At 65.7% G+C, this 25,973-nt stretch carries 23 protein-coding genes and 1 pseudogene; 17 read left to right on the plus strand and 7 right to left on the minus strand.

The window, feature by feature from the left end:
• Positions 1 to 98 precede the first annotated feature (98 nt).
• The 16 genes and pseudogenes from IPM80_19005 (at position 99) to IPM80_19080 (ending at position 16,472) form a co-directional block, all read left to right on the plus strand.
• The gene (locus tag IPM80_19005; protein MBK8960443.1) at positions 99 to 344 is read left to right on the plus strand and encodes a hypothetical protein; all 246 of its coding nucleotides are present in this window, start codon (positions 99 to 101) and stop codon (positions 342 to 344) included.
• 120 nt (positions 345 to 464) lie between these two features.
• Positions 465 to 2,579: a hypothetical protein gene (locus IPM80_19010; GenBank protein MBK8960444.1), complete on the plus strand. Its 2,115-nt coding sequence runs from the start codon at positions 465 to 467 to the stop codon at positions 2,577 to 2,579.
• 1 nt (position 2,580) lies between these two features.
• Positions 2,581 to 3,777 carry a hypothetical protein gene (locus IPM80_19015; GenBank protein MBK8960445.1) on the plus strand — a complete coding sequence of 399 codons (1,197 nt, stop codon included), beginning with the start codon at positions 2,581 to 2,583 and terminating at the stop codon, positions 3,775 to 3,777.
• Entirely contained in the window at positions 3,765 to 4,478 is a 714-nt protein-coding gene (locus IPM80_19020; protein MBK8960446.1) for a hypothetical protein, read from the plus strand. The genes IPM80_19015 and IPM80_19020 overlap by 13 nt, the downstream gene beginning before the upstream one ends.
• Entirely contained in the window at positions 4,475 to 4,933 is a 459-nt protein-coding gene (locus IPM80_19025; GenBank protein ID MBK8960447.1) for a hypothetical protein, read from the plus strand. The genes IPM80_19020 and IPM80_19025 overlap by 4 nt, the downstream gene beginning before the upstream one ends.
• 118 nt (positions 4,934 to 5,051) lie before the next feature.
• A complete protein-coding gene (cpaB, locus tag IPM80_19030) occupies positions 5,052 to 7,013 on the plus strand; it encodes a Flp pilus assembly protein CpaB (GenBank protein MBK8960448.1) in 1,962 nt (653 codons plus the stop codon).
• 36 nt (positions 7,014 to 7,049) lie between these two features.
• Positions 7,050 to 7,367, plus strand: coding sequence for a hypothetical protein (locus IPM80_19035; GenBank protein ID MBK8960449.1), 318 nt, complete (start codon positions 7,050 to 7,052; stop codon positions 7,365 to 7,367).
• 31 nt (positions 7,368 to 7,398) lie between these two features.
• Positions 7,399 to 8,931: a pilus assembly protein N-terminal domain-containing protein gene (locus IPM80_19040; protein MBK8960450.1), complete on the plus strand. Its 1,533-nt coding sequence runs from the start codon at positions 7,399 to 7,401 to the stop codon at positions 8,929 to 8,931.
• 16 nt (positions 8,932 to 8,947) lie between these two features.
• Entirely contained in the window at positions 8,948 to 10,672 is a 1,725-nt protein-coding gene (gene tadA, locus IPM80_19045) for a Flp pilus assembly complex ATPase component TadA (protein MBK8960451.1), read from the plus strand.
• A 3-nt stretch (positions 10,673 to 10,675) separates the two neighbouring features.
• Positions 10,676 to 11,554: a type II secretion system F family protein gene (locus tag IPM80_19050; protein ID MBK8960452.1), complete on the plus strand. Its 879-nt coding sequence runs from the start codon at positions 10,676 to 10,678 to the stop codon at positions 11,552 to 11,554.
• A 33-nt stretch (positions 11,555 to 11,587) separates the two neighbouring features.
• A complete protein-coding gene (locus IPM80_19055; GenBank protein MBK8960453.1) occupies positions 11,588 to 12,457 on the plus strand; it encodes a type II secretion system F family protein in 870 nt (289 codons plus the stop codon).
• Positions 12,454 to 13,011 carry a tetratricopeptide repeat protein gene (locus tag IPM80_19060; GenBank protein MBK8960454.1) on the plus strand — a complete coding sequence of 186 codons (558 nt, stop codon included), beginning with the start codon at positions 12,454 to 12,456 and terminating at the stop codon, positions 13,009 to 13,011. The genes IPM80_19055 and IPM80_19060 overlap by 4 nt, the downstream gene beginning before the upstream one ends.
• A 7-nt stretch (positions 13,012 to 13,018) precedes the next feature.
• Positions 13,019 to 13,837: a pilus assembly protein gene (locus IPM80_19065; protein ID MBK8960455.1), complete on the plus strand. Its 819-nt coding sequence runs from the start codon at positions 13,019 to 13,021 to the stop codon at positions 13,835 to 13,837.
• A gap of 138 nt (positions 13,838 to 13,975) precedes the next feature.
• The gene (locus tag IPM80_19070) at positions 13,976 to 14,941 is read left to right on the plus strand and encodes a carbon-nitrogen hydrolase family protein (GenBank protein MBK8960456.1); all 966 of its coding nucleotides are present in this window, start codon (positions 13,976 to 13,978) and stop codon (positions 14,939 to 14,941) included.
• Between the two features lie 80 nt (positions 14,942 to 15,021).
• Positions 15,022 to 15,800: pseudogene (locus IPM80_19075) on the plus strand (SDR family oxidoreductase).
• A gap of 51 nt (positions 15,801 to 15,851) precedes the next feature.
• Complete coding sequence (locus IPM80_19080) at positions 15,852 to 16,472, plus strand: hypothetical protein (protein MBK8960457.1); 621 nt, start codon at positions 15,852 to 15,854, stop codon at positions 16,470 to 16,472.
• Between the two features lie 38 nt (positions 16,473 to 16,510).
• On the opposite strand, the gene IPM80_19085 is transcribed toward IPM80_19080, so the two are convergent.
• The 6 genes from IPM80_19085 to IPM80_19110 all read right to left on the minus strand — a co-directional run bounded on the left by IPM80_19085 (position 16,511) and on the right by IPM80_19110 (position 24,165).
• Positions 16,511 to 18,121, minus strand: coding sequence for a GMC family oxidoreductase N-terminal domain-containing protein (locus tag IPM80_19085; GenBank protein MBK8960458.1), 1,611 nt, complete (start codon positions 18,119 to 18,121; stop codon positions 16,511 to 16,513).
• A 51-nt stretch (positions 18,122 to 18,172) separates the two neighbouring features.
• Positions 18,173 to 18,601: a GFA family protein gene (locus IPM80_19090; protein ID MBK8960459.1), complete on the minus strand. Its 429-nt coding sequence runs from the start codon at positions 18,599 to 18,601 to the stop codon at positions 18,173 to 18,175.
• A 120-nt stretch (positions 18,602 to 18,721) separates the two neighbouring features.
• Positions 18,722 to 19,519 carry an alpha/beta hydrolase gene (locus tag IPM80_19095; protein MBK8960460.1) on the minus strand — a complete coding sequence of 266 codons (798 nt, stop codon included), beginning with the start codon at positions 19,517 to 19,519 and terminating at the stop codon, positions 18,722 to 18,724.
• On the minus strand, positions 19,519 to 20,805 hold the full coding sequence (locus IPM80_19100) for an LLM class flavin-dependent oxidoreductase (GenBank protein ID MBK8960461.1): 1,287 nt from the start codon (positions 20,803 to 20,805) through the stop codon (positions 19,519 to 19,521). The genes IPM80_19095 and IPM80_19100 overlap by 1 nt, the downstream gene beginning before the upstream one ends.
• A gap of 148 nt (positions 20,806 to 20,953) precedes the next feature.
• The gene (locus tag IPM80_19105; protein MBK8960462.1) at positions 20,954 to 23,425 is read right to left on the minus strand and encodes a PAS domain S-box protein; all 2,472 of its coding nucleotides are present in this window, start codon (positions 23,423 to 23,425) and stop codon (positions 20,954 to 20,956) included.
• Positions 23,425 to 24,165, minus strand: a complete 741-nt coding sequence (locus IPM80_19110; GenBank protein MBK8960463.1) for a response regulator — start codon at positions 24,163 to 24,165, stop codon at positions 23,425 to 23,427. Before IPM80_19110 ends, IPM80_19105 begins: the two co-directional genes overlap by 1 nt.
• A 736-nt stretch (positions 24,166 to 24,901) precedes the next feature.
• On the opposite strand from IPM80_19110, the gene IPM80_19115 reads away from it, so the two are divergent.
• Positions 24,902 to 25,282, plus strand: a complete 381-nt coding sequence (locus IPM80_19115) for a hypothetical protein (protein ID MBK8960464.1) — start codon at positions 24,902 to 24,904, stop codon at positions 25,280 to 25,282.
• On the opposite strand, the gene IPM80_19120 is transcribed toward IPM80_19115, so the two are convergent.
• Complete coding sequence (locus tag IPM80_19120; GenBank protein MBK8960465.1) at positions 25,279 to 25,932, minus strand: nitroreductase family protein; 654 nt, start codon at positions 25,930 to 25,932, stop codon at positions 25,279 to 25,281. The two genes, IPM80_19115 and IPM80_19120, sit on opposite strands and share 4 nt — an antisense overlap.
• Between the last annotated feature and the right edge of the window lie 41 nt (positions 25,933 to 25,973).

Raw genomic sequence — 25,973 nt, forward strand, 5'->3', positions numbered from 1 at the left:
TCGCAGCATCTTGGCTGTCATGTACACATCGTATATCTTGCTGGCAACCGCCGGGGTGCCGGTGTCGGGACTTTGCGAACAGGGGGAGGAGAACTGAGATGATCAAGTTGAAGCTCAAGCAGCTCGGCCAGGGCATGACCGAGTACATCATCATCGTGGCCCTGATCGCGATTGCCGCGATTGCCATCTACGGCCTGTTCGGCGACACCATACGTGGCCAGATGGGCGTGATGACCGAAGAACTCGCGGGCCAGAAGGGCACCGCCAGCGTCGCCGATCCGAACACCACGGACGCCACCTCCACCCGCGGCCTGCAGGACTTCTCGGAAGGCACCAAGCAGTAGCCCTGACCGCGGTGCTGCGTGCCGCGGCGCCCGGGATCTGAACTGATGGCGCGCGCTGGCCCCGATACTCGCGCGCCAGGCAGCCGCCGCGCCCGCCTCCAGCGCGGGCAGGCCGCTTTCATGACCCTCATCCTGACCGTCGTGCTGGTGCTCGGCGGTCTGACCCTCTATCGCGCCGGTCGCATGACGGCCGACAAGATGGAACTGCAGAACGCCGCTGACGCCATGGCCTTCGGCGTCTCGACGGTGGAAGCGCGCGATCTCAATTTCACCGCCTACACCAACCGCGCCATCATCGCCAACGAAGTCGCCATCGGCCAGGCCATCGGCATGGCCTCGTGGGCTTACCACTGGAAGTCGCTCGGCGACTTCCTGCTCGAGTACAACAAGTTCCTGTCGGGGCCGACGCTCGGCATCTCCAATTCCATCCTGCCGCCGCTGGCCACGCCCTTCCAGGTCTCGGGCGGCGTGTTCGTGACCATGATGCGCGCCTATGCCAAGGCCATGACGGCGGTCAATCACAACGTCAACAAGGTCTATGGCATCGCCCAGCAGATCTATCACCTCGCGAGCATCATCAACACGCTCGGCATGCTCGATGCCGCGATCAAGGACAACGCGCCGGAGCAGGCGCACATGTCGGGCTATGGCGTGCTGATGCTGCTCTCGCACCTCGCCACCTACGGCGGGCTGCCGACCAGCGGCATCATCGATCACCTGCCGAGCATGGTGGCCGATCAGCTCAAACCGTTCACCAAGTCCTACGACCCGTCGGCGGCGGGCATTCCCACCGCCGACTGGCAGGCCGATACGGCGGGCGATACCGATGCCGGCGGTTTCGGCCGTCTGGCGGCCATCATCCACAACTCGGGCGACCCGTTCACCAAGGGCCATGTCAATCCACCCGACAGCGACAATCCCAATTTGACCGGGCGCGGTTGGATCATCAATTTCTTCGATCTCCTGCAGCAGGCCGGACTCATGCCGGCGCCGGTGACCATCAGTTTCGATGCCGGCATAGTCAAAGGCGGGGCGTCGTTCGGCGTGTTCACCGATCCCGATCCGCCGCGCGCCAAGGGGCCCGGCTGGCTGGGCTTTTCCATGAATGGCGGCGTGGACTTCGGCATCGTCGGCGCGTCGCTCGAGTACCACATCTACATCCGCATGCGCATGCTGCGCGAAGGCGGCAGCGAACTGCGCATGGTGGTGCCGCTGACCGGCAGCAACGCCAACCAGGCGGCAGGCAACGAGTTCTCGTGGTCCAGCGCCGACACCACCAATTTCGATCTCGGTTTCGCCGGCGGCGGCAGCTTCGACGCCTTCATCCGTTTGCCCTTCATCGGCAAGGTGAACCTGATCAGCGCCTCCATCGACATGGTGGTGGCGGACGACAACATGTTCCTAGGCTTCAGTTTCGGCGGCAGCGGCACCGGCTGCAGCGACCCGACCACCGACGACGATCCCGACAACGACGACGATGAGCCGGTGTGCGAGGACGCCTCGGGCGACGCCGACGTGGTGCTGTATGACGGCGCATTCCCGACCTCGGCGCCGATGGGCGCGGCCTTCGTGCACAGCGGCAAGACCACCGGGCCGGTGCCCAATGCCCTGACCTCGACGCCGCAACACATGGGCACCGCCGCGAGTTTCGGCGGCGCGGCGCCGGGGCCGATCCCGACGGAAGCCTATGGCGGCGCCGCCAATCACCTCATCGCCTGGTATTACCCGCCCAGCCTGCCGGCCTCGGGCATCTTCTTCCAACCCTCGGTGCTGCCCGATCACAATGTCACGCAGTCGTACAAGGGACTGCCACGCTACATCGACACCACCGAGTCCGAGCCCTTGTTCAAGTCCGGCGGCCCGTTCCTGCTGGTGGGCCTGACCCTGGACGAGGACGATTTCACCGATTCGCTGTACCGGCTCAATCCCGGCAAGGCGCCGACCGGCCGCTTCGCCCTCGAGGAAAATTTCGCCGACGGCTCGATGTCGGCGGTGTCGAAGTCGGAGGTCTATTTCAAACGCCCGCTCGATCTCGATTACTTTGCGCGCGGCGACGGCTATGTCGAACACGGCAGCGCCTTCAATCCCTACTGGCAGGCGCACCTGACGGAGACCAGCCATGCCGATCGTGTGATAGGGCTGTTGCTGCAGCACGGCGAGCTGGCGCAGGGCATTTCGCTGGACGGCAACGTCGAAGGCCTGTTGAATTGGTTGCAGGATGCGTTGGGTTTCTGACATGACGACCACACCCGCCCACCCGCAACGCGGTCAGGCCATGACCGAATTCGTGATCGCGGCGACCTTCGTGCTGTTGCCGCTGTTCGTGTTCGTGCCGATGCTCGCCAAGTACATCGACTTCAAGCATGCGGCGATCCAGGCGGCCCGCTACCAGGCCTGGGAGTACACGGTGTGGTACAACGATCTCGACGATCGCGACATCGTCAATAACTTCAACTCCGGTCATTCCGGCTTTCGCATGCCGCGCAAGGATCTCGCCACCACCGAGCTCGAATCGCGCAACCGCATCATGGGGCCGCTGGGCACCACGCCGGGTGATGACCTCGCCGATCCGTCGGTCATCGCGCCCATCACCGAAAATGACCAGACCCGCAGCTACGTGCCCAATCCGCTGTGGAAGGACCACCGCGGGCTGGCGTTCTTCGACGGCACCCTGGAAATGAACGAAATCGAGACCGACGACGACACGCCGACCATCACCATCTTCGGCGTCAATGTCGGCAGCTGGATCAACACCATTCTCGACATCGTCGATATCGCGTTCGGATTCATTGGCGACATCATCGGCGTCATCGACTCGGTCACGCCCGGCGATGGCGGCGGTGCGCCACCCGGCGCCGGCGAAGTGTTCGCGGGCTCGCCGGAGTTCACCGCCATCAACACCAATGGCTATTCGCACGTAGACTTCGACGCCATGGCGCTGGTCAACACCCTGGGCAGCAATCTGCGCACCGATCTCCAGGGCGGGCCGGCCGGCGTGTTCGAAACCCTCGGTTTCAAGGCCCATGCCGGTGTGCTGGCCGACGGCTGGAATGCGGGCGGCACTGCCCACACCTATCTGCAGGTCGGCGGTGCGACGCCCTCGACGCTGGTCAAGGAGTTGCTCAACCTGCCCGGCCTTTCCCAGATCTGGGATTTGATCAGCTTCATCGCGCCGGAATTGTCGCGCTGCGATCACCCCGATGGCGATGGCCCGCACCCGCTGGTCAAGTCGCCGCTGGCGGCGCCCCAGGGGCATTTGTGGCTGGGCTACGTGGATGGCGACGTCGTGCATCCCGACCGACTGTCGGTGCCAGGCGAAGATCCCACCGAACGTCTCGGTACCCACGTGTGCGACGACAGCGGTCGTTGCGTGTGGGAGGACGCGGTCGAAGCACTCGATCCGCCGATGTCGCATTCGCCATGCCAGCCATGATCGGCGTGCGTTGCCGCCAGCTGCTGCTGTGTGCGTCGATGCTGTCGATGGCCGCCACGGCCGCGGCGCGGCCGCCGGATTTTCCCGCGCCCAAGGACGCCCAGGTCAGTTCGGTCGCGCAGGAGATGACCGTCGCCGGACGCAGCATGGCGGTGCGCGCGTTCGTCACCGATGACGGCGTCGATGATGTCGTCGATTTCTACAAGGACGTGTGGAAGGAGCCGCCGGTGGACGGCGCGCCCGGTTGCGCAATCGAGACCGAAGCCCTGGCGCCATGGACACTCGTCACCCGCGTCGAGGATGACTACGTGATGACCGCGCAGGTCATGGAGCGCAAACCCAAGGGCGCGTTCGGCTTCCTCGCGCTCGGTCGCCTGCCGGAACCGGGCGTGCCGCCCAAGGCGCCGCCCGCGCCACCCTCGATGCAAGGCAGTGAAGTACTGTCCAACATCACCAGTCACGATCCCGGCCAGAGCGCACAGACCGCGATGCTCCACAATGACAAGTCGCTCGCCAGCAACGTCAGTTTCTATCGCGCCCAGTACCAGGACTGGCGGGTCGACACCGACAAGGAAGTCAGTCGTGGCAAGCTGCATGCGCTGGCGTTCACGCGCGGCCGCGAGCAGGTGGTGATCACCATCCAGAGCGGTCGAGACGGTAGCCATATAGTGCTAAACTCGGTCAAACACGACCTCCTGTGAGCAGCGTGACGCGTCATTTCACCAAGCAACGCCCCTCCGCAACGAGCGCCCGCCACGCGCGTGGGCAGGCGATGGTCGAATACACCGTCATCCTCGCTTTCGGTCTCATGATGCTGCTCGGTCCCGGCGGCGACGTGCTGCGCGATCTGGCCGACGTCCTGAAGAACAACTACCGCGGCTACAGCTACGCGATGTCGATGTCGCCGCTGCCGGATTTCGACACCGGCTCGGAGCTGCGCGAGTACGTCGAGGGTCTCGGCCTCGATCCCGAACTCGACGAACAAACCCTCGACCGCCTGGCGGTGGACCCGGTGGATGACGCGGTGACCGCGGCCCTGAGTCCCTTGACCAACCTGACCAGCCAGTTCAGCAGCGTCGACGATGTGCTGAACGCGCTGCCGGATATCCAGGACATCGTCACGGAGATGGCCACCGACGCGATATCGCCGTTTTGACGGTGCGCGGGAAAGGACAGGGATGAGGATCGTCCGTGCGGACGACGCGCCGTGGATCGCGGCGCAATGAAGAACGAATACAAGAATAACTGCACACGTAGGTGGGGGACGAACGCTCATGGCGGAAGCGCGTGAGACCAGGAGTGCCTTTGGCATTCCCTTGATAGTCGGTGCCATCGGATTCGGCCTCGCCGCCGCTCTGATGTCCTTCATCTACCTCAAGTCCGAGAAGGCGGCGCTGCTGGAAAAATATGCCGGCAGCAACCGCAAGGAGATCACCGTGCTGGTGGCCGCCAAGGACTTGCCCAAAGGCACGGTGGTGCGCCAGGAGGTGCTGTCGCAACGACGCATTCCCCAGGGCTTCGTCGCCAACGATGCGATCGCCGCGGCCGATTACGAGAAGTACCTCGGTCGCGTGCTCGAGGCCGATGTCGGCGCCGGCAAGCCGCTGTTGACGAGCTATCTCGACAACCGTTTCCCTGTCGACTTCTCCGATATCGTGCCCAGCGGCAGGCGCGCCATGACCATCCAGGTCGACGACCTGAACTCGATCGCGGGCTTCCTGCGGCCAGGCAATCACATCGACCTGTTCGTCAACATCCCGTCGGCGCTGTCGGGTTTCTCGGCCGGCTTCATCTCCGCCAACATGATCGATTCGATCCCTTCGGAACTGCGCAACGCCATTCCGCCGGCCTTGCTGGACGCCGCGCGCGGCGCCGACACCAGCGACTCGACGGTCAAGGACCTGCTCGCCAACGCGCTGCCCAAGGAATTGATATTGCCGGTGCTGCAGGACGTGCGGGTGCTGGCCACCGGGCGCGATCCGTACCGCGAAGAACTCGATCAACTGGCCTATCCGCAGCCGCGCGCGCAGCGCACGTTCAACACCGTGACCCTGGACTTGAGTCCGCGCGAAGCGGCGCTGGTGACCGCCGCCATCAAGAAGGGCGACATGCTGGCGGTACTGCGCAATCGCAATGACAAGAGCGGCGCGGATTTCTCCACCGTGTCGGCGCAGGACCTGTTCGGCAACGCCTTCAAGCTGGCCAAGTCCGAAGGCGAGCGTCGCCAGCGCGTGTCGGTGGCGGGTGGCCTGGACCGCGCCGGCAACCTGGTGGATGCCGCGGGCAAGACCATCATGAACAGCGAGCAGCTGGCCGCCGCGGGCCTCACGGTCAACGCGCAAGGGCAGCTGGTCGACAAGAACGGCCGCGTGATCGATCCCAAGGACGTGGTGGTGACCGCCGACGGTCGCGTGCTCGAGAAGAGCGCGCTGGCGGCGGCCGGACTCACGGTCAACGCCAGCGGACAACTGGTCGACAAGAGCGGCAAGGTGGTGGCCGCCGACGCGGTGGTGACCACCGCCGACGGCAAGGTCATGACCAAGGAGCAACTGCAGGCCGCGCGCCTGTCGGTCAACGACGCCGGCGAAGTGGTCGACGCCCAGGGCCGCGTGGTCGACACCGCGCGCATGATCACGACCAAGGACGGCAAGGTGTTGACCACCGAGCAACTGGCCGCTGCCGGCCTGTCGGTCAATGACAAGGGCGAAATAGTCGACGCCAGTGGCAAGGTCGTCGACCCGGCCACGCTGGTGGTGTCGGGCAACGGCCAGATCCTGAGCCACGAGCAGCTCGCCGCCGCCGGTCTCAAGGTCAACGAGAAAGGCGAGGTGGTGGACGCCAGCGGCAAGGTGGTTGATGCCGCCACGCTGGTGACCGACGCCAACGGCAAGGTCATCGACGGCAAGACCCTCGCCGCGGCCGGCCTCAAGGTCAACGAAGCGGGCCAGGTGGTGGACAAGGACGGCCAGGTGGTGGCGCCCGCCGATCTCATCGCGACCAAGGACGGCGGCCTGGTCAGCCAGGCGCAGCTGGCCGCCGCCGGGCTCAAGGTCAACGACAAGGGTGAAGTGGTGGACAGCAAGGGCCGCGTGTTGAACCGCAAGGAGCTGGCGGCGGTGGCGGCGGCCACGCCGATTGCCGGCCAGGCTGCCGGTGGCCGTGCCGTCGGCTACATCATCGGCGGTTCGCCGAGCGCCGGCGTGGCCAAGAGCACCACGCTCAAGGTCACCGACTGAGCCATGGGCAGGGCGCGTCACGCGGCTTGGACGGGCATGGCGGCCGCATGGCTGCTGCTCGTCGCCGGCGATGCGAGCGCCGCGGGCAAGGTCATCGAAGCCCACGGCGGCTCGCGCCAGGGCACGGTCTACGAGGCCACGCCGCAGCCCTATGCGCCACCGACGGCGACGGCGACGGCGGCCGCGCCGGGCGCGACGCCGGCGCGCAGCGAAGGCGCGAGCGCGGCGCCATCGGTGAGTGACGGCAGCGGTGGCAGCGCGCCGCGTGAAGCGGGCGCCGGCGTCGAGATCATTTCCGGCGGCGGCAGCTCGGCCGGTGCCGCGCGGGTCGGGCGCATGCCGGTCCTGCAATGAACAACAAAGACGAAATCACGGGGCAGGGAACATGACGATGGGGTCACAGGTTGCACGACGACTTAAGGGACGCGCGGCGCGTGGCTGGCGCTGTTTGAGCGCGGTGGCGCTCGCGCTGTGCATGACACAGGCCTTCGCCATCAACCTCAAGGTCGGCGAGCTCAAGATCATGAACCCGGGCGACATCGATCGCGTTGCGGTAGGCAATGCCAACGTCATCAGTACCTCGCTGCTGAAGAACGGCCAGCTGCTGGTGTTCGGCGAGGCGCCCGGCCTCACCACCCTGCACCTGTGGCTGAAGAACGGCCAGGAAAGCCAGGTCGAGTTCACGGTCGACAAGTCCGACTACTCGGCCGCCGTCAACAGCGGCGTGCTGCAGCAGAAGCTCGCGGCGGTGAAGAAGCTGGTGATGGACATTCCCGGCCTCGAGGCCGCGGTGGTCGGTGACAAGATCGTGCTGTCCGGGCAATACGACGGGCGCTACGCGCCGCAGGTCGCGGCCGTCAAGGCGGCCTACCCGGAAGCGCTCGATCTTTCCATTTCCACCAAGCTCGCCGAGGTCAAGCAGCTGGTGGCGGACATCAAGGGCATCGACGTGCGCCTGGTCGGCAGCCGCATCGTGTTGTCCGGCACCATCGACGACGGTTACGAAGCGACCATCAACACCATCATGGGCGCCTATCCCGATGTCATGGATCTCACCCGCAAGGAAGAGGTCGAACTGCCCGACGACAAGATGGTGCTGGTCAACATCAAGATCACCGAGTTCAACAAGAGCGCGTCCGACAGTCTCGGCATCAACTGGAGCAACAACTTCGCCGGCCCGGCCGCCGCCATAGCCTCGGAAACCACCTTCGGCGGCTCCCGCGACCAGGGCGTCTCGGTGATCGGCGGCAGCAATGCGCCCGGACCGCTGGCGTCGGTCGATCCCGCCGCCGACACCTCGTTCGGCTATTTCGGCATCGCGACCGAAATCACCTCGCGTATCAATCTCGCCATCAACACCGGCAACGCCATGATTCTTGCCGAGCCGCGCCTGGTGGCGCGCAGCGGCGGTGAAGCGAAGTTCCTCGCCGGTGGCGAAGTGCCGATTGAGATCGTCACGCCGACCAGCGCCTCCATCGAGTTCAAGCAGTTCGGTATCCTGCTCAACATCAAGCCCACCATCGACCGCAACGACAACATCCGCGCGCATGTCGAAACCGAGATCAGCGCGGTCGACAAATCGGTCGCGGTCGGCAACACGCCGGGCTTCCTGACCCGCCGCACCGACGCCGACATCCTGCTGCACTCCGGCGAGACGCTGGTGATGTCGGGGCTGGTCGACCGCGAGCTGGGCCGCGATCTGACCGGCCTGAAGGGCCTCTCGTCGTTGCCCATCCTCGGTCACCTGTTCCGCTCGCGCGATTTCCGCGACAAGAAGACCGACCTCGTGATTTTCGTCACGCCGCAGGTCTACGACGCCGAGCACAAGCAGAACATCGACGCGGTGGCGGCCGAGAAGGCCCGCGAGGACACCTTCCTCGAATCCATGCGCACCGCAACGTTCAAACTGGTGGAGTGAGCGCGAGCAGCCGAAGATGTTCAACGTCGTCATCAAGAATGGCAAAGGCGAGACCCTCGATACCATCGAGTGTCCAGTCGATGTGTGCTCCATCGGCAAGGCGCGCAGCAATCTCGTGCAGCTGCGCGGCTGGCGGGTCGCACCCCAACACGCCGAGATCCACCGTACTTCCGAAGGACTGTTCCTGGAGCGCGTCTCGCAGAAAGCGAGCGTCGAGGTCAACGGCAATGCGGTCGATCACTACGGACCCTTGCGCACTTCCGATCAGATCTACATCGCGGGCTACTACCTGCAGGTCGGCGAACTGGCCCGGCGCGCGAGCGCCGACACCCGCGAAGCGCTCAGTCGCACCAGCACGGTACGGGACGACGATGACGACGACGAGGACCATCTCAAGACCGTGATCGGCGTGCCGCGCCACGCGGTGCTGGAAGAGTCGGAGGCACTGTCCAAGACCTTGCTCGAGCTGCGCCACAAGGACAAGTTCAAGTGGCGTAACCGCGTGCACGAGGAACTGCTGGCGGCGATGGACCTGCGTCGCACCGACATCAGCTCCATGAGTGAGGAGGACCTGCGCAAGCACGTCAAGGGCCTCATCAAGGAGATCATCAACGGTCTTGGCGGCAAGTTGCCGGCCGATGTCGATCACGAGCGCCTGGCCAAGGAGGTGCTGGACGAAGCGGTGGGCCTGGGGCCGCTGGAAGACCTGCTGGCCGACGAGACCGTCACCGAGATCATGGTCAACAAGTACGATGACATCTACATCGAGCGCGCCGGCCGCCTGACCAAGTCGGAAGTGACCTTTTCCAGCGATGACGCGGTGATGTCGGCCATCGAACGCATCGTCTCACCGCTCGGCCGGCGTATCGACGAGAGTTCGCCCATGGTCGACGCGCGCCTCAAGGACGGCTCGCGCGTCAACGCCATCATTCCTCCGTTGGCGCTGCGCGGGCCGTGCGTCACGATCCGAAAGTTCTCCAAGAAGAAATTGACGGCCGACGACCTGATCGGCTTCGGCGCCATCAGCCAGCCGATGATCGACTTCCTCAAGATCGCGGTCGCGCAGCGGCGCAACATCGTGATCTCGGGCGGCACCGGTTCCGGCAAGACCACGCTGCTCAACATGCTGTCGAGCTTCATCCCGCCCGACGAGCGCATCGTGACGGTGGAAGACGCCGCGGAACTCAAACTCGACCAGCCGCACCTGGTGTCGCTGGAAGCGCGCCCGCCGAACCTCGAAGGCAAGGGCGCGGTGACGATCCGCGACCTGGTCAAGAACTGTCTGCGCATGCGCCCCGATCGCATCGTGGTCGGCGAATGCCGCGGCGGTGAGGCGCTGGACATGCTGCAGGCCATGAACACCGGCCATGACGGCTCACTCACCACCGCCCACGCCAACACGCCGCGCGACCTCGTGTCGCGCCTGGAAGTGATGGTGATGATGTCGGGCATGGACCTGCCGATCCAGGCCATTCGCGAGCAGGTGGCGTCGGCGGTGGACCTGGTCGTGCAGCAGACGCGCTTTCCCGACGGCTCGCGCCGCGTGGTCAACATTTCGGAGGTGACCGGCGTTGAAGGCGGCACGGTGCAGATGCAGGACATCTTCGTGTTCAGCCAGACCGGCTTCAACGATCGCGGCCGCGTGGTCGGCGAGTTCAAGGCCACCGGTCGCGTGCCGGAGTTCTACGAGGAACTGCGCAGCCGCGGCGTGAAGGTCGACATGAGCATTTTCGGGCGCTGAGCGGTGGGCTTTCTGTACGGAATCTTGGGCGAGCTGGCGTTTCCGGTCGCCATCGCGCTGGTGTTCCTGTCGGCCACCTGCGCGTGGTTGCTGTTCATCAGCCGTGCGCAGGCCAAGCTCGCCAGCTACCGCGAGGACTTCACCAACCAGGCGAGCAGTAACATGGCGGACATGTTCATGTTCGTCGATCCGCAGCGCCTGTTCCGCATCAATCTCATCGCGTTGGTGGTGGCGCCGCTCTTCACCTGGATACTGCTGCGCGACCCGGTCACCAGCATCGGCATGTTCGTGTTGATCCTGGTGCTGCCGACCTACGTCTACCGCTCGATGCGCGCCAAGCGCCTGGCGCGCGTCGAACAGCAACTGCCCGACGCCCTGACCATGGTGTCGGGCGCGCTGCGCGCCGGCGCGAGTCTTTCCATCGCGCTCGACAACCTCGTCGCCGAACAGCCGGCGCCCATCAGCCAGGAGTTCGAGATCCTGACGCGTGAGCAGCGCATCGGCGTCGATTTCGACGTATCGCTGGCCAACATGGAGAAGCGCATTCCGCTGCAGGACTTTCGCATGCTGACCACCGCGCTGCGCATCAACCGTGAAGTGGGTGGCAACCTTGCCGAGACCGTCGAATCGCTGGCCGACACCCTGCGGCGCAAGTCGACCATGGAAGGCAAGATCCGCAGCCTGACCGCGCAGGGCAAGCTGCAGGGCATCGTCATGACCGGTCTGCCTGTGCTGCTCGGCGTGCTGCTCAATTTTCTCGAACCGGAGGCGATGGCCAAGCTGTGGACCACCGGCGTCGGCTGGATCGTGCTGACGGTCATCATCGTCATGGAACTCATGGGCTACGCCATGATCAAGAAAATCACCTCGATCGATGTATGAGGACCGCCCGCCATGGATAAGCTGAGCGGCCCGATGCCGTGGCTGATCTCCATCGCCTGGGGGCTCTCGGCGATGTCCTTCCTGTTGTTCATCCTGTGGCTGAACGCGCAGATGGAAGAGGAAGACCGTGCCTACATGGATCCGCTGCCGCCGCTGCTGAAAGTGATCTGGCCGTTCATCCAGGTCATCGCCAACTTCATCTGCGTGTTCCTGCCCTACGACTACATGGAAATGGTCGAGAAGCGCCTGCAGCGCACCGGCGTGTCCTACCTGCTGACCGCCGACCAGTACGTGGCCCTGCAGATCTTCATGGCGCTGATCATGCCGCCGGTGGTGTGGATGTGCCTCGCGGTCATGCACAAATCGTTTCCGCTCGCGATCATCGTCGCGCCGCTGCTTGGCTTCCTGTTTCCCAACGTGTGGCTGTCGGATACGCGCAAGCGGCGCGAACTCGGCGTGATCCGTTCCATGCCCGTCTATCTCGATTTCATCACCATGTGCGTGGAGGCGGGCCTGAACCTTTCCGGCGCGCTCGGCCAGGCGATGGAGAAGGCGCCGCCCGGGCCGTTGCGCAACGAGTTCGCGGTGGTCTTGCGCGACCTGCGCTCGGGGCTGACGCGCGCCGACGCGCTACGGCGCATGGCCGATCGGCTCGACATTACCGAGGTCACGAGCTTCGTCAGCGCCGTGATCCAGGCCGAACGCATGGGCGCGAGCCTCGCCATGGTGCTGCGTGTGCAGGCCGAGCAGCGCCGCAACGAGCGCTTTCAACGTGCCGAGAAACTCGCCATGGAAGCGCCCATCAAGCTGGTCGGTCCGCTCATCATTTTCATTTTCCCGGTGACCTTCATCGTGCTCGCATTTCCCATCGTGATGAAATTCATGGCCCAGGGGGGCATGTGACGAGGCTCTTTCGGGTGCTGCTGCTGGCGGCCAGCGTGGGATTGGCGGCTTGCAGTTCGACGCCGCACAAGTTCGGCGGGCGCAGCGCCGACGACGTCAAGGCCACCGCCGCGCGCGCCGAGCAGAGTTATGCCAACAGCGAATGGGCGGCGGCGGCCGATGCCTATGGCGTGCTGGTGGAAGAGATGCCGCAGGACACCCACCTGTGGTTCCGCTATGCCAACGCACTGGCGCGCTCCGACCAGCCCGACAAGGCCGTGACCGCCTACCGCGAAGTGCTGGTGCGCGACGCGCATTACTCCAAGGCCTGGTTCAACATGGGTATCGTGCAGCTGCGCCAGGCGGCCAACAGTTTTTCGCGCATGGGCAGCAACATCAGCGCTGATGACCCGCTGCGCGCCCAGGGCGAGCAAGTCTATGCCGGCATCACGCGCCTGCTCGGCGACGATGGCAACGTCAAACCGGCGGGCGCCATGGGCAAGGCCAAGCCGGGCCCGGTCGCGCCTTCGTCGCCGCCCGCCAGCGACCACGATGCCGGCGGCGCGAGCCACTGACACACGCATGACCGCCGCGTTCGCACGCGGCGCGGTGCGCGGCCAGGCGATGGTCGAGTTCGTGGTGATCGCGTCGGTGCTGCTGCTGTTGATCATGGGCACCATCCAGTTCGCCATGATCTACCAGGCCAAGATCACGCTGAACTATGCCGCCTTCGAGACCGCGCGCGCCGGCTCGGTGAACAATGCGCGCATGTGGGCCATGGAACTCGCGTTCGCGCGCGCCATGGCGCCGCTCTATACCACGCCCTATGTGAAAGAGAGCGGCGGCACCTGCAGGAGCGAGTTCGAACTCGGACGTTTCGAGGGCGCCAACGTCGCGCTCGAACTCAGCAACGTCAAATGCGCGCGCGAGCACGTGCGCGACATGCTGGCCGAGGGCAATGCGCGCATCCTGCTGGTCAATCCCGGCCCGGATTCCTTCGACGGCGACAATGCCGTCACCGAGCATGGCCGCACCTTCATTCCCAACGACAACCTCATGTACCGCAGCGCCTTTCCCGACGCGCTGTCGGGGCAGTCGGTGCAGGACGCCAACCTCATCAAGGTGCACATCGGCTATTGCTTCGAACTGCTGGTGCCCTTGGTCGACAGGCTCATCAATCGCATGGTGGCGACCGCACCCAGCGCCCTCGAGCCCGAGAACTTCGGTCCGGCGGCGGCCGGCAGCTTCGCCGCTGCCTGTACCGCCGCGCATGAGCCGGAACGCTACGGCGTGCCGATCTACGCGCAGGCCGTGATGCGCATGCAATCGGAGCCGGTGCGCGACGCATTCTGCTCCGGCCAGTGCAGCGAGGAAAGCGGCTGGCCGCGCGACAAGTTCTGAGGATATCGATGTCAGGCTGCAGCCTGACCCACAACGAAGACCGCTCTCCCCTGGAAACGGGCGCCAGCCTGACGAGCGCAGCGTGCGAATGAATTCGCACCTACAATAGGCGCCGTCGCAGATCGTCCAGGAGCATTCATGACCACCATCAAAGTCGCCGCCGTGCAGGCCGCGCCGGCATTTCTGGACCTGCCCGGCAGTGTCGCCAAGGCCATTGCCCTCATCGACGAGGCCGGTCGCCAGGGCGTCGAGCTGTTGGCGTTTCCCGAAACCTGGATACCGGGCTATCCATTCTGGATGTGGCTCGATTCGCCGGCCTGGGGCATGCGCTTCGTCGCACGCTATCACCACAATTCGATGGAGGCGGGCGGCGCCGAAGACCAGGCCATCGCCGAGGCGGCGCGGCGCAACGGCGTGATGGTAGCGATGGGCGTGTCGGAGCGCGACGGCGGCAGCCTGTACATGGGCCAATGGCTGTACGGCGCCGATGGCCGCGTGCTGGCGCGGCGGCGCAAACTGAAACCGACCCATGTCGAGCGCACGCTGTTCGGTGAAGGCGATGGCAGTGACCTGCTGGTTACCGAAACGCCGCTCGGACGGGTCGGCGCGCTGTGCTGCTGGGAACATCTGCAGCCGCTCACCAAGTACGCGATGTACGCGCAGCACGAGCAGATCCATATCGCGGCGTGGCCGAGCTTCAGTCTCTACGTCGGCGCGGCCTACGCACTCGGGCCGGAAGTGAACACCGCCGCCAGCCAGCTGTATGCGGCCGAGGGCCAGTGTTTCGTGCTCGCCGCCTGCGCGGTGGTGTCCGACGACATGATCGAGATGATGTGCGACACGCCGGCCAAGCGCGAGCTGCTCAAGAGCGGCGGCGGCCATGCGCGCATCTTCGGGCCGGACGGCGCGCCGCTGGCGACGCCGCTCGCGCCCGACGCCGAAGGCCTGCTGGTAGCTGACATCGACCTCGAGGCGATCACCTACGCCAAGTCGGCGGCCGATCCGGTGGGCCATTATTCGCGTCCCGACGTGTTGCGTCTCATGTTCAATCCGCAGGCCACGCCACGCGTGGTGCCGCTCGAATCGGACTTCGAGAGTCCGTAGGCGCGCATTCAAGGGTGCGCGAGCGCCCGCTTCAGATAGTCAATGTGCGAATGAATTCGCACCTACAGGGCAGGCACTACATGATCAATGAACTGTTCTCCGTCGCCGGCAAGACCGTGCTGATCACCGGCGGCTCGCGCGGTATCGGCTACATGATGGCCCACGGTTTCGTGGCGGCCGGCGCGCGCGTGTACATCTCCTCGCGCAAGCCGGAAGTGTGCGACGCGGCGGCGGCCGAGCTCGGCAAGCTCGGCACCTGTGTGTCACTGCCTGCCGATCTCGGCAAGATGAGCGAGGTCGAACGGGTCGCGACCGAACTGCTGGCGCGCGAAGAGCGCGTGCATGTGCTCATCAACAATGCCGGCGCGACCTGGGGCAGCACCATCGACGCGTTTCCGGAGGCGGGGTGGGACAAGGTCATGGACTTGAACGTCAAATCACCGTTCTTTCTGCTGCAGAAGCTGTTGCCGGGCCTGGAGCGCGCGGCGCGCGCGCTGACGATCCGGCGCGCGTCATCAACGTCGGCTCGGTCGACGGCATGCATACACCGCTGTTTGAGAATTTCTCCTATGCGCCGTCCAAGGCCGCCTTGCATCACCTGACCCGCATGCTGGCCGCGCATCTCGCCAAGCGCCACATCAATGTCAATTGCATCGCGCCCGGCCCCTTCGATACCGACATGATGCGGCCCATGGTCAAGTCCATGGGGCTGGACGGTGTGACTTCCAACGTGCCGATGGGGCGCATGGGCGACACCCTGGACGCCGCCGGCGTCGCCATCTTTCTCGCCTCGCGCGCGTCGGCCTATGTCACCGGCACCGTGCTGCCGGTGGATGGCGGGCTGTTCGGAGCGTCATGAGCTTGGCGGCTTGCAAGCGCGCGGCCTCGAGAGCGGTGGGTCGCCGCGGCCATGGCGGTTCTTGACCCGGCCTACGCCGAGCTGCTGAGGGACTACGATCTCACGCAGCTCGATCGGCACGAGGGCGCGATCTACGTGCTTAGCGACGATTGGCGCCTGCGCTATTTCAATGATGGCTGGTCCCGATTCGCGCAGGACAATGGCGGCGAGCCCGCGCTCAGCCAGCGCTACCCACTCGGTGCACCGGTCTTCGATGCCTTCTCGCCGCCCGCGCTGCGCGAATTCTTTCAATTCCATTACCGCCAGTGTCGCGCCGAGGCGCGCCCGTGGAGCCACGACTACGAGTGCTCGAGCGCCCATGAGTACCGACGTTTTCGCCAATTCGTCTATCCGTTGAAAGGTGAGGGCGTGATGGTCGTCAACTCGAAACGAGTGGCGCGGCCGCGGCTGGAACTGCCGACATCGGTGCAGCCCGCGGAATCGGACTACCGCGATGGCGCGGGTCTGGTACATCAGTGCGCACACTGTCGCCGCATACGCTCGGCCGCCAATCACGACAGTTGGGACTGGATACCGGCGTGGGTCGCGCACATGCCGCGTCGCTGCAGCCATGGACTGTGTCCGCATTGCCTGGTGTATTACTATCTCGCGCCATCATCGCCGACCAACTAAGGGGTGGGCGGCGCGCGCAGGCGCGACGCGCGAGTTCGCTAGCGCTGATCCTCCAGCACCATGGCCGCGCCTTTCTCGGCGATCATGGTGACCGGCGCGTTGGTATTGCCGGAAGTGATGCGCGGCATGATGGAGGCATCGATCACGCGCAGGCCGGCTATGCCGCGCACGCGCAGGCGTCCGTCCACCACCGCTTGCGCATCGCTGCCCATGCGGCAGGTGCCGACCGGGTGGAAGATGGTGGTGCCGAGATCACCAGCCGCGCGGCGCAGTTCTTCATCGCTGTCGCAGGACGGGCCGGGGCGGAACTCCTCGGGTTCGAAGCGCGCCAGCGCCGGCGCCTGCATGATGCGACGCGTGAAGCGCATGGCATCGACCGCGACCTTGAGGTCGTCCTCGGTGGAAAGATAGTTGAGTGCGATGACCGGCTCGGCGCCGGGCTCTGGCGAGGCGATGTGCACGTGGCCGCGACTCTCGGGCCGCAAGTTGCAGACCGAGGGGGTGATGGCCGGAAAGGGGTGCAGCGGCGAGCCGAACTTGTCCAGCGTCAGGGGCTGCACATGCCATTCGATGTTTGGCACGTCGCGTGACGGGTCGCTGCGCGCGAAGGCGCCGAGCTGGCTGGGCGGCATGGTCAGCGGGCCGCGTCGGCGCAGCAGGTAATCGAGGCCCATGAAGGCGCGCCCCCACAGTGAATTGGCCTGCTCGTTCAAGGTGCGGGTGTTGCGCACCTTGTACATCATGCGAATCTGCAGATGGTCGTGCAGGTTGGCGCCGACCGCCGGCATCTCGTGCAGCACCTCGATGCCGTGCTGGCGCAGCAGCGCGGCCGGGCCGACGCCCGACAGCTGCAGGATCTGCGGCGAGGCGATGGCGCCGGCCGCGAGTATCACTTCGCGGCGCGCGCCGGCGCGGGTTTCGGCCGCGCCCTGGACGCGGTAGCGCACGCCGCGCGCGCGCTTTGCGCCGTCGCGATTTTCGATATCGAGCGTCGTCACCAGGGCATGGGTGATGACGGTCAGATTGGGGCGATGGCGTACCGGATGCAGGAAGGCCTTGGCATTGCTCCAACGCACGCCGCGCCGTTGATTCATCTGGAAGTAGGCACAACCGTCGTTGTCGCCACGATTGAATTCCTGGATGGGCGGTATGCCGCTCTCGGCGGCCGCTGCGCGCCAGGCGTCGAGGATGTCCCAGCTTACGCGTCGCTCCTCGACGCGCAGCTCGCCGCCGGCGCCATGGAATTCATCGGCGCCGTGCACGTAGTCCTCGCTGCGCTTGAACCACGGCAGCACGTCCTGCCAAGCCCAGCCCGGCAGTCCAAGCGCTGCCCAGTGATCGTAATCCGCGGCCTGGCCACGCATGTAGATCATGGCGTTGATCGACGAGCAGCCGCCCAGCACCCGGCCGCGCGCATAACCCAGGCTGCGGCCGTTGAGCCCCGCGTCCTCGGTGGTCTTGAAGCACCAGTCGGTGCGCGGATTGGCGATGGTGTAGAGATAGCCGACCGGCACGTGGATCCAGAAATAATCATCCGCGCCGCCGGCTTCCAGCAGCAGCACGCGGTTGTTGGGATCCTTGCTCAGGCGGTTGGCAAGCAGGCAGCCGGCCGAGCCGGCGCCGACGATGATGTAGTCGTAGTCTTGCACGTGGCCGAGGCCCGGAAGCGGGTCGGGCCCGCCTCCAGGCGACGCACTCCCTTATTCCGGCAGGGTGTCACCCGAGCCGCCGAATTCCTTCGGCAGGTCTTTGAACTTCGGCAGGCCGTCCTTGATGGCGATCATCTTCTCGCCGTAGAACACGTGCAGGCCCGGCTCGAACTTCAAGGTCGGCAGCACGGCCGCGAACACGTCGGACATGCCCATGCCCGGATGATCGTTCATGACATGGCCGCCGCACTTGGTGCACCACTTGCGGTGGCTGTTGTCGGTCTTGGCGAAGGTGCCGATGAGGTCCGCGCCGGCGGTAATCTTGACCACGTCTTTCGGCCACAGCGCGAAGCTGTTGACCGGGCCCGCCGACCAGATGCGGCAGGATTCGCAATGGCAGATGCCCATCGCCGCCGGCGTACCGCTGACTTCGAATTGCACGGCGCCGCAGAAGCAGCTGCCCTTGTGTGTATCACTCATGGTGTTCTCCCCGGTGTGGGAAAGCAGGCCTTACCCGCTTTCCAATTGATGTTCAAATCGATGTTCAACGCGCCGCGCCGTCCAGGCGCGCGGCGCGCGTTCGTACGCCGTGCTCCGTGCTCAGGCCACCGCCGGCATTGCGTGGGTGCGAACGAATTCGCGCACCAGGCTGGCAAAGGCGTCCGGCTGTTCGAGTTCGGCAAGGTGCCCTGCATTGGGGATGGTCGTCAAGCGGCTGCCGGCAATCGCATCGCGCCACGCGGGGCCATAGGCCGCCGGCACCACGGTGTCGCGCTCGGAAGTCGCGATCAAGGTCGGTGCTTCGATGCGCGGCAGGCGACGCTTGACGCCGGTGTCCGGAATCGGCCACAGGAACTTGGCGCTGGCGCGCAGGTTGAGCAGCTCCTCGACGTGCGCATCCATCTTGTCGCGGCCGTCGAACAGGAACTGCTTGCGCATGCCGGCCTCGGAGAACAGCACTTCCGACGGCATGCCGGGATGCTGGGCGAAAGGATCGGCGCCGCCGACTTCGTCCAGCCACAGTCCCAGCGGATTGACCAGCACCAGGCTGTCGACGCGCTGCGGGGCGATGGCGGCGAGTTCGGCCGCCATCCAAGCGCCGATGCTGATGCCGACCACGTGCGCGCTCTTCACGCCCAGCGCATTCAACAGGTCGACGTTGTGCAAGGTGAGATCCAGCGGTCCCGGATCGATGTCGGTGAGGTCATCCTTGGCCGGGCCCCAGCCCGGCGCATAGGGTGCGATGACGTCGAAGGACTCGGCGAGTTTCGCCAGGGCCGCTTCGAAACCGACGATGCCCAGCATGTGATGCAGGTACAGCAGAGGCTGGCCCTGGCCCTTGCGGTAGTAGTGAACGGTGCGGTGCGCGGCGCCGACGCTGAGGGTGGCGAGATTCATCACTTCACCTCCGCCACGCGCTTCGGCGCGCTGTCCTGGCCGCCACGCGCGAACGGCGTGACGGTGCGCGGTTCGGCGCGGTCCTCCAGCGCCATGGGCTTCGGCGACCAGTGATCTTCATAGCCCTTCCACTTCGAGCGCATCTGCGGAATGACCTTGGTGGCGAACATCTCGGTGGAATAACGGCACAGATCATTGGGCATGTCGCCGAAGTGCAGCAGGCACACCAGGTGACCGATCTTCAACGAGTCGACGACTTTCTCGATCTGCTCGGCGACGCTGTCTGGACTGCCGGCGACGATGTAGCCCTTGTCGATCATCTCGCGCCACGACAGCGCCGCGGCCTGGTTGAGCGCCGAGGACTGGCCGGCCATCTGCGAGGACAGGCCGGCGCGGATGGTGGGCTCGGTGCGATAGCCCGGCGCGTCGGCGAAACCCGGGTACACGTGCAGGCAGCGTGAGAAGAAATAGCGCGCATGCTTTTCGTACAGGCGCTGCGCCTCGGCGTCGGTCTCGGCCACGCAGATCTGCTGCGCGAACGCGGCCTGGTAGGGATTGAAGTCCGAGCCCAGTTCTTCCATGCGCTGCCAGAAGCCTTCCATGAGCTGCGCGCCACGGATGTAACCGGAGAACGACAAGTAGCTGTAGTTGTACTTGTGCGCGGCGCAGAAGTCCCAGGTCTCGAGCGAACCGCCGCCCGGGATCCAGATCGGCGGCGGCGTCTGCAGCGGCCGCGGCCACAGGTTCACGTAGCGCAGCTTGTAGTGCTTGCCGTTCCACGCGAACACGTCCGGGTCGCGCCACGCGCGCATGATGAGGTCGTGCGCTTCGTGGTACTGCTCGCGCAGGGTCGCGGGATTCACGCCGCAGGCGTAGTTGTCGTCCATGGAGCTGCCGACCGGGAAGCCCGAGATCAGGCGCCCGCCGGAGATGCAGTCGATCATCGCCATCTCTTCGGCGACGCGGGTCGGCGGGTCGTACAGCGCCAGCGACTGCCCGAGCAGCAGGATGGCCGCGCGATGGGTGCGGCGCGCGAGCGTGGCGGCCATCAGCTGCGGCGACGGCATCAGGCCGTAGGCGTTCTGGTGGTGTTCGTTGATGCCGAGACCGTCGTAACCGACGTCCTCGGCGAGTTCCAGCAGGTCCAGGTAATCGTTGTAGATGCGATTGGCCTTGCGCGCGTCGAACAGGCGCGAATCGACATCGACCCATACGCTGCGATGCTTCTCGGTGAAGTCATCGGGCAGGTAGGGCCACGGCATGAGGTTGAACCAGTGGAACTTCATGGGCTGTTGTCTCCTTCTGAGGTGGGCGCCACGGCGCGCTGCCTTGACGCGCAAAGCAGGGATTGTCGACGCTCCCGCCCGCCAGGGATATCCCGCCAGCGGGTAGGGGATTGACCAGGCGGAAGCGCAGCCCGCGCTTCCACCGCGCTCAGGCGCCGGGCAGGATGTCCTCCAGCAGCGCGCGAAAGGCGCCGACCTCGAGCGGCTTGCGCACCAGGGCGCGGATGCCGCTGGCCTTGAGAGCCGCTTCCGACAGGCCCTCGCTGTAGCCGGTGTAGAGCACCACCGGCAGGTCGGGCCGGAGCTTCAGCAGCCGCTCGGCGAGCGCGGTGCCGGTCATGTGCGGCATGGTCTGATCGACGATCACCAGCTGCCATGCCTGCGGGTCGCGGGCGAATTCATGGAAGGCGCCGAGGCCATTGCCGAAGGCGCTGACGGTCAGGCCCCAGTTGGTCAGCAATTCCTCGAGAAATTCGCCGACCACGAAGTTGTCATCGACTATCAGCACCTTGCCCGCCAGCGGCCGCCGGGCGTGCACGGCGGCACTGCCGCGGGCGGCGAGCGCATGCTCCGGCAGCGAGGTGTCGCCGGGCAACAGGATGCGGAAACGCGTGCCGAAGCCGAGCACGCTTTCCACCACGATGTGGCCGCCGTACTCGTGCACGATGCCATGCACGGTGGCGAGACCCATGCCGCTGCCCTTGCCGACGTCCTTGGTGGAGAAGAACGGCTCGAAGATGCGGTCGATGAGCGCCGCCTCGATGCCGGCGCCGGAATCGCCCACCACCAGTTCGACGAAATTGCCCTGCGCCAGCTGCCGGCAGGACGCGCACAGCTGGGGCGCGGATGGCGTCGCATGCAGTTCCACGCTGAGCGCGCCGCTGCCCTGCATGGCGTCGCGCGCGTTGATGCACAGGTTGACCAGGATCTGTTCGACGTGCAGCGGATCGATGACGACCGCCGGCAGGTCGCGCGCGAAGCGCCGTTCGATGCGTATCGAGGCGGGCATGGTCGAGTCGAGCAAGGCCATGCCTTCCTCGATCACGCTCTGCAGGCGCAGGCGCCGAGGTTCGCCCTGCTGGCCGCGGCTGAAGGTCAGCATCTGTGCGATGAGATCGCGCGCCCGTTCGCCGGAGCGCTGCGCGCGTGCGAGGTAACGATGCAGGCGCTCGTCATCGAGCTCCTGTACGCGTTCGGCGGCGAGATGCACATAGCCCATCACGCTGGTGAGGATGTTGTTGAAGTCATGGGCGATGCCGCCGGTGAGCTGGCCGATGGCCTCCATCTTCTGCGCCTGGCGCAGCTGGCCTTCCAGCAGCAGGCGTTGATCGGCGGCGGCGCGGCGATCGGTGATGTCGCGCAGGTAGGCGACGAAGATGCGGCGCCGCTCGTCGCCGGTCATGGCCAACACCAGTTCGACGGGAAACTCGTCGCCGTCGGCGCGCTGCGCGGTGCATTCCATGCGTCGCGCGCCCGCCAGTGACTCGTGGCCGGCGGCGAGGCGCGCTATTTCGTCGTCGACGGCGCCGCGCGCGCGCGGCGGAAACGCGAGCGCGCTGAACTCGCGCCCCAGCACTTCGGCGCCGCGGTAACCGAAGCACTGCTCGGCGGCCGGGTTGAAATCGAGGATACGGCCGGTTTCGTCCAGCGCGATGATGCAATCGAGGCTGGCACGCACGGTGGCGCGCAAGCGGTCTTCACTGGCGCGCAGTGCCAGCGCACGGGCGCGCGCCTCGGAGATGTCGCGCACGATGCCGAGAATATGCGGCGCGCCGCGATAGTCCATGCGTATGCCGCTGGAATGGGCGTGGAACACCGAGCCGTCCTTGCGACAGGCGCGGTGCTCGGCATGCGCCGAGCCATGCGCCAGCACGTCGTCGACGAAGCGTCGCGACTCGGCGAGGTGCGCCTGCGCGAGGTATTCATGGATGTTGTGTCCGAGCAATTCATCGCGGCCATACAGGTACAGGCGTTCGATGGCCGGATTCACGTCCACCACTTCGCCGTCGGGGCGAAACAGCACCAGGCCGTCGACCGAGGCGGTGAAGATGGCGCGGTACTGCTCCTCGCTGGCATGCAGCGCCGCCACCGCCGCGCCGCGTTCCACTTCCAGCGCGGCGCGCTCGGCGTAGATGCGCAGCAGCGACTCGACGCGTTCGACGCGCTCGATCTCGCCGTACTTCATCACCACCAGGATGCCGAGGGTGCGGTGCTGACTATCGAACAGCGGATAGGCGGCATAGCCCGAGATGCGCGTGTCGATGTCGTTGATTTCCGGAAAGCTGTAGGCGACGTCGCGGGGGAAGATGCGAAATTCCTGGCGGACCACCGTTTCGCAGGGCGTGCCGTGCAGGGGATAGGTGGAGAACGGCATCAATTGGCCGTTGGCATAACAGGACAAGGACCGTATCGACGGCACGCCGTCGATTTCCAGATAGAGGCCGACCAGGCCGATGTCGCAATCGAGCAGTTCGGTCAGCGAGATCACGAGATCGTCGTAGATGTTGTCGCAGCGCGCACCCGACAGGGCGCGCGCGGTGCGCAACAGGAAATCCTCGGCGCCGCGCTCGTCGCGCCGCGTGGCGGGCCGTGACAAGTTCTCGACGCGCGACTGTTCCATCAGCGCGTACCTGGCACGAACATGTAGCCCATGCCGCGCTTGGTGCGAATGGCCTGCGGCTTGTCCGGATCGGTCTCGACTTTCTTGCGCAGGCGCGCGATGCGGATGTCTATGCTGCGGTCATAGGGATCCCATTCACGGTTTTGCGTGAGGCTCATGAGCTGGTCGCGGCTGAGCGGCCGGTTGGGGCGTTCGGCAAAGACCTTCAGCAGTTCGAACTCGGCGGCGCTGAGCGGGATCTCGTTGCCGTCGGCGTCGAACAACTGGCAGCTCACCAGGTCGAGCGCGGCGACGCCGAAGCGCACCCGCGTGTGGCTGGTGTCCTGCGCCGCCGGCGGCGGCTCGGGCTCGCGCTGATAGCGGCGCAGCACGCTCTTCAGGCGTGCGCGCAGTTCACGCAAATCGAAGGGCTTGGTCAGGTAGTCGTCAGCGCCGATCTCGAGGCCGACGATCCTGTCCACCGTATCGCCGGCGCCCGACACGATGATGATGCCGATATCGAGTTGTTCGCGCACGAAGCGCGCCAGCGACAGGCCGTCTTCGCCCGGCAGTCCGATATCGAGCAACACCACGCTCGGCGTGTGCGTTTCGAGCAGCGCGCGCATGGCCTGGCCGCCGTTCGCCGACAGCACCTGGTAGCCGTTGTCGCCGAGATAGTCCTCGAGCAACTCGCGCACCTCGGCGTCGTCATCCACCACCATGACGGTCACAGCGGCGGTCGGCAATGAGTCGACGCTCATCGAATCTCCCAGGCAGCCAGCGGCTGACGCTGTGTCACGCGTGGACGGGCCGGGGCATTCTTTCATCACGGTCGTGGCTTGCATAGCGAGTGGCGCGCTCCGGGTGCGCGCTCAGACCAGCGGCGCCGCGAGGCCCAGCAGGCCGTGGGCGCCGAGCCCCGCGGCCACCGCGCCAAGCGTGGTGATGAAGGCGGTGGCGATGCCGAATTCCAGTATCCAGTCGTTCATGTGCCGTGCTCCCCGTTGCCGGTCGCGCGCCGCGCGACCCGTGTGGTGAATCAATCTAACGGCGTCGTGTGCTGGCCGCGTTTCAGTAGTCGCAAGTTTTGTAATGGATTTGTTTCAACACCGCGCGACCCGGCGCCGGCGCAGGCGGCCGAGGTCGCCCCCGGCCGCGGGCCGCCGCTCATGCGATCGGCGGTTTGAGGGCGCCACCCATCTGGATCCACAGGAAGGCCCACAGGGCGATGCCGGTGATGGTGCAGGTGACGGTGGCAATGGTGTCGGAAATCTCGGTACTCATGGCGGTGCTCCCTTGAAGCTTGGTGCGCGACGCCGATTGGCATTGCGTGGGAACAGCCTAGCGGCGCCGCGTATCGACAGGGTTTCACGGCGCTGGCGCTTTGTAGCGCGATTGTTGTGGCTGGTCGCGCGGTCGCGTCAGTCGCGGCTGACTTGTATTGTGCGGAACGCTCGCATTTAATCCCGTCACCTCGAACCCAGGCGGACGGCGGCGATGGTGACCCGGTTTGTACGCGAGCCCGATTACATGCTGGTGGCGATGCAGGGCGCGATCGACCTGCCGCGCGTCAAGGCGCTGGTCGAAGCGTTCGTGGCCCATCCCCAGTTCGAGACCGGCATGCCGGTGCTGTGGGATGCACGCGAGATCGAGTCATTCAATCTCAACTTCGACGACATGCGCGAATTCGGCAAGTTTCTCGCTGGCCTTGCCGAGCGACGTGGTGGCGGCCGCTCGGCGATGGTGGCGAAGGACGACGCGGTGTTTGGCACCTTCCGCATCCATCAACTCATGAACCAGTCCGTGGTCAGTTACGAATTCCACGTGTTCCGCGATTTCGACGAAGCGCGTCGCTGGCTGTTGCAGCCAGCGGCTTAATCCATGCGTTCGGCGCCCGGCAGGGCTTGCCCATAGCTGTCGAGAAACGCGAACTCGCTTAAAGGCTTGCGATGCAGCCTGGCGGGGAAGGGCTTGGCCGGCCAGCCGAGCGTGATCATGGCCGCCACCGCCACGTGGCTCGGCATGCCAAGCAGCGCCTGCACGTCTTTTTCCGCCAGCGCGAGGATGGTGGTGAGCGTGGTGCCGAGGCCGACATCGCGCGCCGCGAGCAAGAGGTTCTGCACCGCCGGGTAGATGGACGAACCGCCGGTCAGGGGCAGGCGTCCGAGATTGGCGTCCAGCGCCGTGACCTGCGTCATGTCCGCGCACACCACCACCATCACCGGCACCTCGGCGAGATGCCGCGCGAAATGATCGACGTGCTTGAGAAAGCCGGGCTTGAAACCGGCCTTCGCTTCACCGGATTCGTACCTTGGCAGGATGGCGTCCCACAACGGCTGGTAGAGGTCGTGCAGTGCGCGGCGCTTGGCCGCGTCGCGCACCGCGAGGAAGGTGATGGGCTGCTTGTTGGAGCCGGTCGGCGCCCAGCGCGCCGCGTCCAGCACCTTGAGCAGCAATTTATCGGGCACCGCGTCGGGTTTGTAATAGCGGCAGGCGTTGGTGGTGCGGATGACGTCGGTGAGTTCCATGGTTCTCTCCCGGGACGATGGATATCCATTGCAGGTGCGAA

It is taken from the genome of Pseudomonadota bacterium, from assembly GCA_016719885.1.
Classification (GTDB): Bacteria; Pseudomonadota; Gammaproteobacteria.

Coding starts and splice junctions, on each gene's coding strand:
- IPM80_19035 (MBK8960449.1), top strand. CDS start 7,050: ATGGCGGCCGCATGGCTGCTGCTCGTCGCCGGCGATGCGAGCGCCGCG.
- IPM80_19005 (MBK8960443.1), top strand. CDS start 99: ATGATCAAGTTGAAGCTCAAGCAGCTCGGCCAGGGCATGACCGAGTAC.
- cpaB (MBK8960448.1), top strand. CDS start 5,052: ATGGCGGAAGCGCGTGAGACCAGGAGTGCCTTTGGCATTCCCTTGATA.
- IPM80_19040 (MBK8960450.1), top strand. CDS start 7,399: ATGACGATGGGGTCACAGGTTGCACGACGACTTAAGGGACGCGCGGCG.
- tadA (MBK8960451.1), top strand. CDS start 8,948: ATGTTCAACGTCGTCATCAAGAATGGCAAAGGCGAGACCCTCGATACC.
- IPM80_19070 (MBK8960456.1), top strand. CDS start 13,976: ATGACCACCATCAAAGTCGCCGCCGTGCAGGCCGCGCCGGCATTTCTG.
- IPM80_19020 (MBK8960446.1), top strand. CDS start 3,765: ATGCCAGCCATGATCGGCGTGCGTTGCCGCCAGCTGCTGCTGTGTGCG.
- IPM80_19090 (MBK8960459.1), bottom strand. CDS start 18,601: ATGAGTGATACACACAAGGGCAGCTGCTTCTGCGGCGCCGTGCAATTC.
- IPM80_19115 (MBK8960464.1), top strand. CDS start 24,902: ATGGTGACCCGGTTTGTACGCGAGCCCGATTACATGCTGGTGGCGATG.
- IPM80_19120 (MBK8960465.1), bottom strand. CDS start 25,932: ATGGAACTCACCGACGTCATCCGCACCACCAACGCCTGCCGCTATTAC.
- IPM80_19065 (MBK8960455.1), top strand. CDS start 13,019: ATGACCGCCGCGTTCGCACGCGGCGCGGTGCGCGGCCAGGCGATGGTC.
- IPM80_19015 (MBK8960445.1), top strand. CDS start 2,581: ATGACGACCACACCCGCCCACCCGCAACGCGGTCAGGCCATGACCGAA.
- IPM80_19095 (MBK8960460.1), bottom strand. CDS start 19,519: ATGAATCTCGCCACCCTCAGCGTCGGCGCCGCGCACCGCACCGTTCAC.
- IPM80_19010 (MBK8960444.1), top strand. CDS start 465: ATGACCCTCATCCTGACCGTCGTGCTGGTGCTCGGCGGTCTGACCCTC.
- IPM80_19055 (MBK8960453.1), top strand. CDS start 11,588: ATGCCGTGGCTGATCTCCATCGCCTGGGGGCTCTCGGCGATGTCCTTC.
- IPM80_19110 (MBK8960463.1), bottom strand. CDS start 24,165: ATGAGCGTCGACTCATTGCCGACCGCCGCTGTGACCGTCATGGTGGTG.
- IPM80_19105 (MBK8960462.1), bottom strand. CDS start 23,425: ATGGAACAGTCGCGCGTCGAGAACTTGTCACGGCCCGCCACGCGGCGC.
- IPM80_19100 (MBK8960461.1), bottom strand. CDS start 20,805: ATGAAGTTCCACTGGTTCAACCTCATGCCGTGGCCCTACCTGCCCGAT.
- IPM80_19080 (MBK8960457.1), top strand. CDS start 15,852: ATGGCGGTTCTTGACCCGGCCTACGCCGAGCTGCTGAGGGACTACGAT.